The 15,120-nt window shown below is 30.6% G+C and carries 14 protein-coding genes; all 14 read right to left on the reverse strand.

The genetic code is table 11. The features are described 5' to 3' along the window. Positions 1-24: 24 nt before the first annotated feature. Positions 25-1,212: a [FeFe] hydrogenase H-cluster maturation GTPase HydF gene (hydF, locus tag I2A66_RS05950; protein WP_122639081.1), complete on the reverse strand. Its 1,188-nt coding sequence runs from the start codon at positions 1,210-1,212 to the stop codon at positions 25-27. Between the two features lie 18 nt (positions 1,213-1,230). After that, entirely contained in the window at positions 1,231-2,607 is a 1,377-nt protein-coding gene (gene hydG / locus I2A66_RS05955) for a [FeFe] hydrogenase H-cluster radical SAM maturase HydG (protein WP_147516206.1), read from the reverse strand. A gap of 51 nt (positions 2,608-2,658) precedes the next feature. Then, on the reverse strand, positions 2,659-3,705 hold the full coding sequence (gene hydE, locus I2A66_RS05960; RefSeq protein WP_330615450.1) for a [FeFe] hydrogenase H-cluster radical SAM maturase HydE: 1,047 nt from the start codon (positions 3,703-3,705) through the stop codon (positions 2,659-2,661). Between the two features lie 190 nt (positions 3,706-3,895). After that, a complete protein-coding gene (locus I2A66_RS05965; protein WP_122639079.1) occupies positions 3,896-5,305 on the reverse strand; it encodes a [FeFe] hydrogenase, group A in 1,410 nt (469 codons plus the stop codon). Between the two features lie 239 nt (positions 5,306-5,544). Beyond that, the gene (locus I2A66_RS05970; protein WP_122639078.1) at positions 5,545-6,705 is read right to left on the reverse strand and encodes an iron-containing alcohol dehydrogenase; all 1,161 of its coding nucleotides are present in this window, start codon (positions 6,703-6,705) and stop codon (positions 5,545-5,547) included. A 41-nt stretch (positions 6,706-6,746) separates the two neighbouring features. Continuing rightward, entirely contained in the window at positions 6,747-7,172 is a 426-nt protein-coding gene (locus I2A66_RS05975) for a GlcG/HbpS family heme-binding protein (protein ID WP_122639077.1), read from the reverse strand. A gap of 3 nt (positions 7,173-7,175) precedes the next feature. Further along, positions 7,176-7,538, reverse strand: coding sequence for a glycerol dehydratase reactivase beta/small subunit family protein (locus tag I2A66_RS05980; protein ID WP_122639076.1), 363 nt, complete (start codon positions 7,536-7,538; stop codon positions 7,176-7,178). Positions 7,539-7,548: 10 nt separating this feature from the next. After that, positions 7,549-9,366 carry a diol dehydratase reactivase subunit alpha gene (locus I2A66_RS05985; protein ID WP_195251207.1) on the reverse strand — a complete coding sequence of 606 codons (1,818 nt, stop codon included), beginning with the start codon at positions 9,364-9,366 and terminating at the stop codon, positions 7,549-7,551. Positions 9,367-9,384: 18 nt separating this feature from the next. Further along, positions 9,385-9,807, reverse strand: coding sequence for a diol dehydratase small subunit (locus tag I2A66_RS05990; protein ID WP_122639074.1), 423 nt, complete (start codon positions 9,805-9,807; stop codon positions 9,385-9,387). Positions 9,808-9,827: 20 nt separating this feature from the next. Beyond that, positions 9,828-10,391, reverse strand: a complete 564-nt coding sequence (locus I2A66_RS05995; RefSeq protein WP_122639073.1) for a propanediol/glycerol family dehydratase medium subunit — start codon at positions 10,389-10,391, stop codon at positions 9,828-9,830. 14 nt (positions 10,392-10,405) lie between these two features. After that, positions 10,406-12,076, reverse strand: coding sequence for a propanediol/glycerol family dehydratase large subunit (locus I2A66_RS06000; RefSeq protein WP_164488988.1), 1,671 nt, complete (start codon positions 12,074-12,076; stop codon positions 10,406-10,408). A gap of 170 nt (positions 12,077-12,246) precedes the next feature. Continuing rightward, positions 12,247-13,242, reverse strand: coding sequence for a PocR ligand-binding domain-containing protein (locus I2A66_RS06005; protein ID WP_122639072.1), 996 nt, complete (start codon positions 13,240-13,242; stop codon positions 12,247-12,249). Positions 13,243-13,528: 286 nt separating this feature from the next. Beyond that, complete coding sequence (gene fsa, locus I2A66_RS06010; protein ID WP_195251209.1) at positions 13,529-14,167, reverse strand: fructose-6-phosphate aldolase; 639 nt, start codon at positions 14,165-14,167, stop codon at positions 13,529-13,531. Between the two features lie 13 nt (positions 14,168-14,180). Continuing rightward, complete coding sequence (locus I2A66_RS06015; RefSeq protein WP_122639070.1) at positions 14,181-15,119, reverse strand: transketolase family protein; 939 nt, start codon at positions 15,117-15,119, stop codon at positions 14,181-14,183. Position 15,120 lies beyond the last annotated feature (1 nt).

The following is a 15,120-nucleotide window of genomic DNA, read 5'->3' on the forward strand; positions in this document are numbered from 1 at the left end:
ACTTTATATTTTAATAATTTTAAATTATTTAAATATCTCCACCGATCTATCTAATATTCCTGTAAAATATGCTATTACCATTCCGTAATTAGTTATAGGCACATTTCGTTCTTTGCATTTACTTATTTTATTTAGTACACTTTTTCTATTTACCATACATGCACCACAATGAATTACTAAATCATAATCTTCAATGTCTTCTTTAAAATCATATCCAATCGTATAATCAATATTTAAGTCTCCACCTACTATCTTTCTTAACATATTAGGTATCTTTACTCTACCTATATCTTCATGTGACACATTGTGTGTGCAACTTTCACAGATTAATATCTTATCATTTGGTTTTAAAGTATCAAGTTTCTTTGTTCCTTCTAAAAACTCATTAAAATCACCCTTTTGTCTAGCAAATAATATTGAAAAACTTGTAAGCTTTATATTTTTAGGTATTATACTATCAACTTCCTTAAATACTTGAGAATCAGTTATAACTAAATCTATATCTTTTAATTCACTTAATGCTTCTTCAAGTTCAGTATCTCTTACAATATAAGTCTTTATACCATGGTCTAAACAATCCCTTATAACTTGTACCTGTGGGAGAATTATCCTTCCCTTTGGTGCTTCACTATCGATTGGAACTACTAGAACTACCTTCGAACCATATTCTAATAAGTCACCAACAATAGTTTTTTCTTCTTCTCCATCTTGTAAGTGCTTTATTATTTTACTTTTTAGATTATCAATTCCACATTTATCCTTAGCTGAAACAAGAATATATTCATTAAAGTTTTTAACTAAGTTATCTATTTCTTCTTTGCTTATAGTATCTATTTTATTTATAACTATAGAATGATCTACATTGTATCTAGCTGCTTCTCTTTTCCAAGTTTTATAAGTATCTAGGTCAGGATTTGCTGCATCAAATATATATAAAGCAAAATCTAGTCTTTTTAAAAACTCATAACTTTTTTTAACTCTTATAGCTCCAAGTTCAGTTTTATCTTCAAGACCTGCTGTATCAATAAATAAAACAGGACCATATGGTATAAGTTCCATAGCCTTTTGTACAGGATCAGTAGTAGTTCCCTCTACACTGGATACAAGAGATATATCTTGTCCTAAAATATTATTCATAAGAGATGATTTTCCACTATTTGTATTTCCATATATTCCAATATGTTTTCTATTTGAATTTGGAGTAATATTCATACTTACCTCCTATAACTCCTATAAATAGAAGTCTCTTTCACCATTTTTCATTTTTTCTAAACTTACTTTAGTCAAATTCTTGATATCTTCTCTTTGTATATTTTCTACCTCAGTATCTATAAGTTTTTGAGCTTTATCATATAGTTCTTTATCTCCATAGTCTAAAGTAAACTCAAGAAGGGTCATGATTGCATTAGGCTCACAAACATATTTTATATTCCCTGATTTCGCAAGAGACATAAATCTATCTCCAGTCCTTCCTTTTCTATAACATGCGGTACAGTAACTTGGTATATATCCATCATCTAATAATTCCTTTAATATTTCTATTGGACTTCTTTCATCGTTAGTTTTAAATTGTTTTACTTCTTCTCCATTTTCTCTTTGCTTATATCCACCAACACCTGTAGATGATCCTGCAGATATTTGACTTACTCCATACTTAAGTAATTCTCTTCTCATCTCTGGTGTTTCTCTTGTTGAAAGTATAAGACCTGTAAACGGAACTGCAATTCTTAGTATTGCTACTACTTTTTTAAACATTTTATCATCCAATAAATATGGGTAGTTTTCAAGTGTAACTCCCTTAGCAGGTTGTAGTCTTGGCACTGATATAGTATGGAATCCTACTCCATACTTTTCTTCTAAGTGAGCATTGTGCATCATAAGTCCTAATACTTCAAATCTAGGATCAGCTAGTCCAAACAGTACACCCGCTCCAACATCATCTATTCCAGCTTCCATAGCTCTATCAAAGGCAGTTAAATGATATTCATAATTTCCTTTTAGAGATTTGGGATGCATCTTATTATAAGAATCTTCATGATATGTTTCTTGGAATAGTATATATGTACCAATTCCTTTTTCATTCAGTTTTTTATAGTTTTCAATAGTAGTAGCCGCTATATTTACATTAACTCTTCTTATTTCTCCATTTGCATTTTGAGTTTTATATATTGTATCTAAACATTCTAAAGCATAATCTATAGGTGTATTTACTGGATCTTCACCAAGTTCTAATGCTAATCTTTTATGCCCCATTTGCTCTAGAATTCTAACTTCTTCTGCAACTTCTTCCATAGTTAACTTTCTTCTTGTAAACTTATTATCTCTTCTATAACCACAGTATACACAGTTATTTACGCAATAATCGCTCACATAAAGTGGCGCAAATACCACTATTCTTTTTCCATATATATCTCTTTTTATTTCTCCAGCTAATTTATATATTTCCTTTAAATCATTTTCATCTTCAGCTTGAAGTAATATAGCTATATCTTTATATGATAATCCATGTCTTTTTTTAGCTTTTTCTAAAACTTCTTTAATTTCTTTATTACTTGGACTTTTTGTTTCTTCTAATATTTTGTATATAAAATTATTATCTATGAACATTACTCTTCTCCTTTTATATTAAAATTAACTTCATTTATCAAAGCTACAAAACTATACAAAATCTGGATTATCCCCTCTTGAAACAACAAGTTCAAATCCCGCTTCCTTTAGTTTTTCTTCTATACTATTTCTATACTCCGCATCTTCATCTAATATAAATGCTTTGTTATTATATAAAGAATACTTTTTTCTAACGCTCATTGGGGATAAATTTGGCATTATAACATTTGCTCCAGCTCTTAAACCTTCATTTCTTCCATTACTATCAATACTTGCAAGTGCTGTAGTTGCAGGTAAAAGCACCTTTGGTAGTAATAATCTTGTTATTGCAAGTAATATTACAGTCTTTTCTGTAGTACCTGCACTACAATCTCTAAGAGGTGTATATTTATGAGGAATAAATGGACCTATACCACACATAGCGGGCTCTAATTCTTTTACAAATCTTAAGTCATTTACTAAATCTTCATTAGTTTGATTAGGTAATCCTACCATAAATCCTGCACCTGCTTGGAATCCTATTTCCTTTAAATCTCTTAAACATCTTCTTCTTTCTTCAAATGATTCATTATTATGAATAGATTCATATAAGCTCTTAGTTGCACTTTCATGTCTAAGTAAAAATCTATCTGCTCCAGCTTCATATAACTTTTTATAAGAATCATAACTTCTTTCCCCAATAGATAAAGTTAGTGCACTAGTTGGAAGTTCTTTTTTAATAACTTTTATAATTTCTATCATTTTTTCATCAGTGTAAAAAGCATCTTCTCCACCTTGTAAAACTATAGTCTTATATCCCAGCTTATCTCCTCTTTTTGCACACTCTATTATATCCTCAGTATCTAATCTATATCTTTCAGCATTCTTATTACTTCTTCTAAGCCCACAGTATAAACAGTCTTTTTTACAATAGCTACTAATTTCTATTAGACCTCTAATAAATACTGTATTTTTAAAATATTTATATCTTGTTTTGTAAGCTTTATCTATAAGAAATTTCTTACTATCATCATCTATATTATCTAATAAATACAGTAATTCTTCTCTTGATGCATCATTAGTATCATATAACTTTTGTATTATAGCTTTAATATCCACTTTGTCACCTCTATTTAATAATAATATTTTCTTTACTTAAGTGTATATCTCATAACTTTTTGTAATTTATAATATTTAGAATTCATAAAATTTTTAACATTTTTTATTTTTTTATAATTTAATATAAATAAGCTGTCCTAAAAATATATGTATTTAAGACAGCCTACTAAAAAATCTTAGCATTTACAAATTATATAATTTCATCTGTTGAAGGTATCTCTTCATAATTATCAAGGCCTAGCATATGTTGTTTTGATTCATATGATGTATGTAAAAGCTCATGTGCTAGGTGTGATAATGGCTCTTGATAAAATTCATTGTATACTGCTATTATATCTGGATTTTGATAACTACACTTTATATTTAACTCTTCATCTTTTTCGTATAATCCATCTATACGGCTAAGTCTTATTTTATCATTTATCACTTTTGTAGTTTTAGGTTGACCACCGCCACCTATACAACCACCTTTACAGGCCATTACCTCAACAAAATCATAATCAACGTCTTTATTTTTTATCTTTTCAATTAATTTTCTTGCATGAGCAGTTCCTTGTACTACAGCTAATTTTAAGTTAACATCCTTTATAGTTATCGATGCTTCTTTTACTCCATCTAGCCCCCTTACTGGCTCAAAGCTTAAAAGTTCCCCAGTAGGATCTTCACCTGTTATTGAATGATATGCAGTTCTAACAGCAGCTTCTGTAACACCACCACTATTACCAAATATAACTCCAGCACCACTACCTAAACCTAACATACTATCAAACTTAGATCCTTCTAGATTTTCAAAGTCAATTCCTTCTTCTTTAATCCATTTAGCTAGTTCTTTAGTAGTTATTATAATATCATTGTCTCTTAGACCTTCTATATTGTTAAATTTAGCTGAGTCATTCATCTCTGGTCTATCTATTTCAAACTTTTTAGCTGTACATGGCGTAATTGTAACATTTACAATTTTACTTGGATTAATGTTTGCTTTTTTAGCAAAATATGTTTTTATAGTTGCTCCCTGCATAGAAATTGGGCTCTTAGCAGTAGATAAGTTGTCTAATAACTCAGGATAGAAAGTTTCTACAAATGTAACCCATCCTGGACAGCAACTTGTGAATTGTGGTATATTTTCATTTTTTTCAACTATTCTTTTTACAAGCTCGTTTGCTTCTTCCATAATAGTCATGTCAGCTCCAAATGTAACGTCAAATACATAGTCTCCACCTAGTTCTCTAAGGGCTTGAACCATCTTGTCTTCAACATAACTTCCAGCTTCCATCTTAAATTCTTCACCTAATGCAACACGAACTGCTGGTGCTGTGTTAAATATTACTATCTTATCTTTATCTTCTACTGCCTCTTTAACTCTATGTATATCTTCAACTTGAGTTATAGCTCCAACTGGACAAGCTTGAGCACATTGTGCACAGTTTATACATATTGCTATATCATTAGTTTTCTCTAAATCAAAGAAATTGGCAACACCTATTTCTCTTTCACATACGCGCTTACATAGACCACATTTTATACACTTATCGTAGTCTATTTTTATAGCTTTGTTGTCAGACTCTATAGGTACAACTTTTTCTGTAAATAAATGTTTCATCTTTTAGTACTCCTTATAAATTATATTATAAAATTTTTACAATATAGTCATACCAAAATGAAAGTTTTTCAAACATATTGTCATAAATTATACTTTTGAAATACAAAAACGTATTTTATATTCACTTAATTTTTCCAAATAAAAATGAACTCCATAGGAGTTCATTTTTTACTTTGCTTCTATAATCTTTATATTTGTAATTTTACATAAAATTCCCCTGTCATTTCTTAATGAGTATATTAATATGCTGCTTTAAAGATATTTATTATATCTTCTTCATTACCTTTTCTTGGATTACTGAAAGCATTTCCATCCTTAAGTGCCATTTCAGCCATATATTCAAAATCTTCTTCTTTTATACCCATTTCTTTTAATGATGTTGGTATACCTATATCATTAGATAATCTAAACATTGCATCTATAGCCTTTTCTGCTGCCTCATGAACTGATAATCCATCTATATTTTCGCCCATAAACTCAGCTATATCAGCAAATTTTTGTGGGTTAGATATTACATTGTATTTACAAACATGAGGTAATAACATTGCATTCGCAACACCATGTGGCATATCGTATAATCCACCTAATTGGTGAGCCATAGCATGAACATAACCTAAGTTACCATTATTAAATGCCATACCAGCTAATAATGAAGCATATGCCATATTTGTTCTAGCTTCTATATTATCTCCCATAGCAACAGCTTGTCTTAAATTGTTAGCTATTAATTTTATAGATTGTATTGCAGATGCATCTGTTACAGGGTTTGCATCTTTAGAAACGTAAGCTTCTACTGCATGAGTTAATGCATCCATTCCTGTAGCTGCAGTAAGTCCTGCCGGTTTTCCAACCATTAGCTCTGGGTCATTAAAAGATACTAATGGTAAGTTTCTCCAACTAACTATAACATATTTAACTTTTGTTTTTGTATTAGTTATAACACAGTGTCTAGTTACTTCACTTGCAGTTCCTGCTGTCGTGTTTACTGCTATTATTGGTGGTAATGCATTTGTTAGAGTTTCTATACCTGCGTAGTCATATAAATCTCCTTTGTGAGTTGCAGCTATACCTATCCCCTTACCACAATCATGCGGAGAACCTCCACCTACTGTAATTATCATATCGCATTTTTCTTCTTTGAATATTTTTAAACCATCAGCTACATTAGTATCTTTTGGATTTGGTTCTGTTCCATCATATATAGCTACTTCAATTCCTGCTTCTGTTAAATATTTTATTGTTTGTTCAACAGCTCCACCTTCTTGGTTTCTTAAGAATTTATCTGTAACTATTAAAACCTTCTTTCCACCTAACATCTTAGCCCTTTCACCAATAACTTTTAAACATCCTGGCCCCATAAAGTTTACACTAGGTACTAAATAATCATACATTCTACTCATTTTATACTCCTCCAAATTGTTATATTATTGTTTTATATTTTTTATTTATAAAAAGCATCAACAGCAGCTTGAGCTATTAACATATCTTCATTTACTGTTCCTCCACTTACGCCTATCGCACCAACAACTACACCATCTACTACTACTGGTAAACCTCCACCAAATGGAACGATTCTTGCGTTATTTGTAAGTTGAAGTCCATATAAAGATGCTCCCGGTTGAATAGCATCTGTTATCTCATGTGAACCTTGCCTCAAACAAGCTGATGTAAATGCTTTGTTTATTGCTATATCTATACTTGTCACGAATGCATCTTCCATTCTATGCATTAGCATAAGATTTGCACCTTTATCAACGGCTGCAATTACTACAGGAACATTTATTTCTAATGCTTTTTCTTCAGCAGCTTTAGCCATTACTTTAACTACATCTAAACTTAATTCTTTAAATTCATTTAGTTTTTTCATTTTTTATCCCCCTAAATTTTTTAGTTCTATACCCTTCACCAATCTAGCACCATTAGAACCTAAACATCTTAACTCATCATAATCATCATTAATATCTATAGTTATTAATGGACTATTCTCATCTAATTTACTAGTCGTTAAAGTTATTTTTTCACTACTTATTCCTATGCCTATTCCTAATTTAGACTTTAAAGATGCCTCATGACTTAGACATTCAGATATTTCAATTTCACTATTTTCCACTTTATATGGAATGCATTCTTCTTCTATTCCCCATAAAATTTCCTTAAAATTTTCTAGTCCTATATCGTTACAATGAATTACATAAATACTTGGTGTATCTAAATCATAACTTTTTATAATCATAGTAAACTCCTTATTTAGAAGCTAATATAAGTCCTGTTGCTACTGCATTTCTAGGTCCTTCTGTACCTCTTATGTTCCCTTTACCAGCAACAATTCCATAATGAGATAGCGAATCTGTTATAAATTGTGGAATTTCAAAATCTAAAGATGATCCACCAACTAAAACAACAAACTCTATATCCCTTATGTTACCTGTAGGGGAAACTATACTTAAGGCTCTTAAACAGTTAGTAACAAATACTTTTTCTTTTGCTTTTCTTCTTACACTCTTTATTTTTTCTACTGAGTTTTGTCCATCTATAGGTATTAATTCACCATTTTTTATAATTACAACTTTTGCAAATATAGATGGGTCTAGGGGCTTTTCAAAAAATTCTACAGTGCCATCTTCATATCTTATGTTAAACAATGATTCTACCTTAGCAATAGAATATTTTTTTATATCTTCTGCAAGATAAAAATCTTCAATTCCAAGCTCAGATTTTATAAGCATAGTCACCATATTTCCTGCACCAGCTAGGTGTATAGATTTAACTTCACCTTGCTTATTTATTATAGACGCATCTGTAGATCCTGCTCCCATATCAAGTATTGCAAGTGGAGCACTGGTTCCTGGAGTTGTTAATGCTCCTTTTATTGCAACATCAGCTTCTACTCCTCCAACTTCTACTTTTATACCTAATATGTTTTCTAATTCTTCCGCTATCATTTGCATTTGAAGCTTATCTGCTTTGACCATTACAGCTATTCCAACAGCATTTTCCATAGAAAATTCTTTTGCTAATCCACCCTTTACTTTTTGTGGAGTAAAAGTGTCAACTGCTAATAAGTCCTGAATTTTTATGTCTGATATTTTTTGATTAGTAAGTCCACTCATTACTTGCCTTACCCTTTCAATCATTCCACCTACATTAGTCCCCGATTCGCCCTTTATATCTGTAATCGGTAGGCTTAAGTTTATGGCATTCATTATCTTATTTGCACCTTGCTCTACGTCAACAACTTCTTTTCTTCTTTCGCCTTCTATAGTCATTTTTCCAGCAGGTATTTTTTTCTCTTTTACATCACCATTAGGAGTTTTTATAACTACTGCTGATCTATTTCCTATTAAAGCTCTAGATATTGGTACTATAATCTTAGTTTCTTCTGGAGTTAAATTAAATACAGTTGCTATACCATAAGGATTTGAAAGTGTATCTATAACATTTCCAGGTGCTGAAACTTCTACTGCACATAGCATATTTAAAGGGACCTTATCCAATAAAGTTACCTCATCAACTATAGGTATACTTTTATTAAGTCTATTATTTATTAACACAGCATCATCGTTTTGAACTATTGCACCAGTTATATTAATTCCATTTTCAACTGCATGATTTATTCTAAGAGATGCTTCTAAAAAGTTCATTTCTTTTAAAATTAAAGGAATATAACTTTCCTCTAAATCATCACCATTTAGCAAATCTAAGTCTTTTATATTTATTGTTTTTCCAATTCCAAGACCTTGTCCACCAGGTGTAGATGGATTATGGCCTATCATAGTTGATTCAGTTATTATAGTTTCCGTTATAGTCTCCATAGCAACATCACCTATAACTGGTGCTGCTTCATTTATTCTTACTAAATCTAAATCACTCATTTGTAAATTAGCACTTATAAGTGCTCTTTTTAAGGATGCAATAACTCCATCTATATTATCTTTAGTACCTTTTATACCACTTGTTGGAGCTATACCACTTGAAATAAACTCTGTTTTATTATCATATACTTTTGCAAGTGCTACTTCTGTAGTAGCATTTCCAATATCTACACCTGCTATTATTTTCATATCAGTTACATCCTTTTATTACTCTACTCTTAATTTTTTTCTCTCTTCGTAAACTCGAGATGCTTCTCTTACAAATTCTGCATTTACTTTAGCATCATATTCATTTTCAAGTTCATCTGCTATAGCTAATAATTCTTCTTTCGTAGATCTATATGGTCTTAATGCATTATACATTTCAAGCACTCTTGTATCTGGAACATTTATAAGTTCACCTGCTCTTCTAAAGTTTCTTGCTACCGCGTGTCTATTCATTTGTTCCGCTATTTGTGCCTGCATTTCTAATGTTTCTTTAGATATTCTTATATCTTCCGGCTTTATTTCACCTTGAATGACACTTTCTAATGTTATTTCATTTAATCTTCTTCCTGTAGGTGTATTTATAATATCTGGTACCTTGGTAGCTAAAGGGTATTCTTTAGAAGTCATTTTAATTGTTTGCATAATCTATCTCCTTTCTCTAATTAAAACTTAAATTCTATTTGTACTGGCTTACTATTCTCTACTATATGTTTGGTTTCTTTTATATGAAGTAACGCAGCTATTGCCATAAATTTAGGTCTAGCCATTTGATCATTTCTAGTAGGTACTGGATTTGGAGATTCTCCTTTAGCGTACTTAGCTGCATTTTTACCTATTAATCTGAAAGTTTCTAAATCTAAAAGTGGAGCTTGTGGAAATAATTCTATATTATTTAACGGTAGTAAATCTTTTTGATGTATTATAGTTGTACCTTTTGATTGTATTCCTATCCCTATTCCCGAACCACTATATTTTGCTGCATCATTTCCTATAAATGAAACATCCGAAGTTCTTAATACTCTAACTACACGTGCATGTAATCCTTCTTCTTCTATCCCTGCTATAATTTCTCTTAAAACCTCTTCATGTGGTACATTTACTATAGTTTTTGTTTGATGCTTTAAAAATGAAGGTCCTATACCTATAACAACCTCATCTGATCTTGTTCCAACGTTAGCATCTCCAATTTCTTCTATTTGAAGATCTGGCATTTCAAACTTATCCATATATATCCACCCCCTTAATCTATATCTTCTGGTTTTATTATGTTTGGTATATTTTTTATTTCATTCCATCTTTCTTCACTTATCCTATATCCAGTTCCAGGACCTTGGTAATCATTTATATCATTAACAGCACTTATTACATCAAATTTTTCATCTAATATTGCTGATGTTTGCAAGTAATCCCCTGTAACCCTTTGTTTAAGCATATTTAATATATTTGTCGCAACATCATCAAATCCATGTTTACTTAATGCTTTTACTATATCTAGCCCTGTTATTCTATTTTTTAACATCTCTTCTGCTGCTTTTAAATCTTCAACTATATTTCTTTCTGGCATATCTTTACTTCCGTGTGCATAAGTTGCGGCTTCTACTTCTTCATCTGTTATAGTTGGAAATTCAAGTTCTTTGAATACTGCTTGTATTGCTCTTGCTGCCTTATTTCTTATTGCTATTGTTTCATCTTCATTTACTGGTCTAAGACCACCATCTACCATTAAGTCTCTTTGAAGTATATTGTAATCATCAAAATCTTCTGCATCAAAGTTTGAACCTGCAAACATGTTATCATAGTTTGGAACTGCGCTATATCCTGAAAATATAAAGTCTGTTCCTGGTAACATCTGCATTAAAGTTCTAGCTGTTCTTCTTATATCTGAGTGTGAGAATGTTTGGTCATTTCCTGATGCACACTCTATATCAAGCATTGAACATATTAAGTTTTCTGCAAGTACTGCTCTTATTCCTGATGGTACTGCCCCTGTCATTCCAATACAACTAACAGCACCATTTTGAAGCCCTTGAACTCCTGCACCTTTAGTTATATATATACATCTTGCTTCTAAGTAAAGCATTGATTTACCCTCTGCATATCCCATTAGTGCTTCAGAACCTGTCCCCGAAGTATATCTCATTTTTAATCCTCTTGATGCATAAGCTGATGCTAGAAATGTTTTTGACCATGGAGTATCATCACCATCTGTGAATACTGATTCTGTACCATAAACAGAAACGGTCTCCGCATAACTAGTTAATCCTCTCATACCTAAGTCAAGTTCTGTTGCTTCCTCTACGGAACATTGAGTTAATACTCCTCCACGTCCAACCTGAGAACCTATAAGTATTGCTATTGCATTAAATGGTGCATATCTTGTTATTGCTACTGTTGTTTCTTGTTCTGAAAATCCTCTTATTCCTGCTTCTGCAGCATCAGCAGCTATTTGAACTGGATTGTCTTTTACATTTGTTACGTGACATTGATTTGATGGAGTCTTTCTTGCACGCATTTTTTGCATTGCCATCATCATCTCAACAACATTCATATGTGATACAACTTCAACTATTTTAGCCGGAGTTATAGATGTACTTATTTCAACTATTTCTTCTCTTCCAACATTTATATCTACTAATTTTCTAGCTATTTCTAAAGAGCCTAAACTCATGTATTCTTCCGCTTTTTCTAAGTTTATAGAATAATCAGCTATAAACTTATCTATCATATCAAAATCTTCTCTTTTTTTATTATCTAACTCAATAACCTTACCATCTTCTATCTTTATAGAAGGTTTAGGATCATTAGGGCTATCCATTGCTACTAATCCTTCATCTGACCATTCACCAATAAGTCCATCTTGATTTACAGGACGTTTAGCTAATGCTTCAAATCTTTTTGATTTCAATTTCATATTTCCCCCTTAAGTTATGTATTTCTTCGTTTGTTATAAGTTTAACTTTTTTTGAAATCAAATACATCCTAGTGTTTTGTCTTTTTATTTAAAATTTTAGTCTTTAACTTACTTATCAAATAGGACTTTTTTGCATAGGACAATTTTTGTATAAAAAAATAGTCCTATTATTAAATAGAACTACCCATTTTATATAAATCTCTGTATTTTTTTGGTGTTATACCTTCTAGCTTTTTAAACAGTCTTATAAAATACCCACAATCTTCAAATCCTAAGTCTATAGCAATATTATTTATCGGATTATCTGTATTTTTTAATAATTGTTTAGCTTTTGCAATCTTTTTATCATTTAAATATGTTATAAAATTCAGTCCTGTCTCCTTTTTAAATAATTTACTAAAGTAGCATTGACTTAAATTACAAACAAATGCCATCTTATCTAAAGTTATATTCTCATGTATGTTTTCATCTATATATTCAATTGCCTTTATTATTGGTGAATCGTCATCATTTTCGTTAGTTTTTAAATTAACATTTATATTTTCTTCACTACCTATATATACATCGTCTATTGTACTTTCATTATTTTTTTGAAAAGTTACTTTTCTAATAGATTCATTCGATAATCTATTGTTTACAGCGGCTTGAACTATATAATTACTAGTGTGGAACATCATTTGCGCTATTGCCTTTACTTTTTCAAATTTAACAGTTGGAAGGTTTTTGTACTCTTCTTCTAACTCTTTAATTGTTTTGTCATCTAGATGTCTAAAATCCGTATTTCTTCTTACAACTTCTTCTAGATCTAAACTCTCGTCATCTTCAACTAAAATTTGCCCACCCATAATAGCTCCTAAATACTGGTCTCCTACTATTATTGGAACTGCAAAGTCTACTATTCCTTTATGGCACTTATATATATATGCCTCTTTTGTTCTTGCTGACTCTATACCTCCTCTAGAATCGCACTTTTCACAAAGTACTGAGTATTCTTTTATTTCTCTCATTCTAGAGCAAAATTTAGTACAATTACTATGACTAGTTATTGGTCTTCCTGTATAATCAACCATTATTATAGCTGTATCAGTAGCTTTAGCTATATCATCTTGTATCTTTTGAAATGATTCTATATTTATGACTTCTTCTAACGATATTGTCTTTTTCAATTCTCCCCATCCCTTTTTTACATTTTATGACATGTTATAATTTCATTATATTGCTGCCTATATATTTTTTCAATACTATAAACACTATTAATTTATTTGACTCATTATAGAAAAATTTGTGATCAAAAAAGGTATTGATTGAAAAATCAATACCTTTTTTGTGTATTTCAGTATTAAATGGGAATCTCATGAATAATCTCCATCATTTTAAATTTAATTATTCTTTAATTACTTAAATATTATATAAAGTTAATTTATAACTATCATAATATTTAGGTAAATCAAATTATCTCTTGCTATAATCAGCTAAAAACTTTTCTATACCTATATCAGTGAGAGGATGCTTAACCATTTGCTTTAATACCCCAAATGGTATAGTTACTATATCACTTCCTGCTAAAGCACATTCAGATACATGTATAGGATTCCTTATACTTGCTGCAATTATTTCTGTTTTCATACTATGAGTTTTAAATATATTAGCTATTTCAGTTATTAACTCACTACCTTTAATTCCTATATCATCAACTCTTCCTACAAATGGACTTACATATGTAGCTCCAGCTTTTGCAGCTAATAAAGCTTGCTGAGATGAGAATATTAATGTCACATTTGTCTTTATATCCCTTTCAGTTAATAACTTAACTGCCTTCAACCCTTCTATACACATAGGTATCTTTATAACTATATTCTTATGTAATCTTACTAAATCCATAGCTTCCTTAATCATTTTATCAGCTTCTAAACTTATTACTTCTGCACTTATTGGTCCATCAACTATAGTACAAATTTCATTTATTACTTCTTGTAAATCTCTTCCTTCTTTTGCTATAAGTGACGGATTAGTTGTAACTCCATCTATTATGCCCCAGCTATTAGCTTCTATTATCTCAATTACATTTGCTGTATCTATAAATATTTTCATATAAATTCTCCCATTATAATTTATTTTTATTTAGGTTTTCTTTTATCATATTAATTATATTTTCTGTTGTTAAGCCATGCTTCTCTAGTAACTGTTCTGGAGTGCCTGATTCTCCAAATACATCATTTATTCCTAACTTAATAACTTTAGTTGGTGATGTTTCAGAAGTAACTCCAGCTACTATTTGTCCTAATCCACCCACTACTGAATGTTCCTCACAAGTTAATATAAAACCGGTCTCCTTAGCTGCTTTTTCTATTATTTCTCTATCTATCGGTTTTATAGTAGGCATATGTATTAATCTTATATCTATTCCTTCATTTTTAAGTTCTTCACAAGCTTTTTTTGCCATGTCTGTCATAAGTCCAGTAGAAATTATTGTACAATCATTACCTTCCTTTAAACATACACCTTTTCCATATTCAAATTTATAATCATCTCTAAATATATCTACGCTATTAAGTCTTCCTAATCTTATATATACGGGTCCTACATGTTTAGCTGCATACTTTATTATTTCATTTGTTTCTTTAGCATCAGCAGGAACTAATATACTCATATTAGGTAAGGAGTTCATTATTGCTATATCTTCTATAGATTGATGAGATCCCCCATCTTCTCCTACAGTTATTCCTGCATGAGTTGCAGCTATTTTTACATTAGCCTTTGGATAACATATTGAGTTTCTGATTATTTCAAATGCTCTACCTGTTGCAAATACTGCAAAAGTACTAGTAAAAGGTATCTTGCCATACCCAGCTAAACCTGAACTTATTCCCAAAAGATTTTGCTCTGCTATACCTACATTTATAAATCTTTCTGGATATGCTTTTGCAAATTCTAATGTTTTAGTAGATTTTGAAAGGTCTGCATCTAATACTACTATCTGATCATTATTTCTTCCTAATTCAACTAATGCTTTTCCATATGCTTCACGTGTTGATAATCCCATA

Source organism: Romboutsia sp. 1001713B170207_170306_H8, assembly GCF_015550495.1.
Taxonomy (GTDB): Bacteria; Bacillota; Clostridia; order Peptostreptococcales; family Peptostreptococcaceae; genus Romboutsia_E.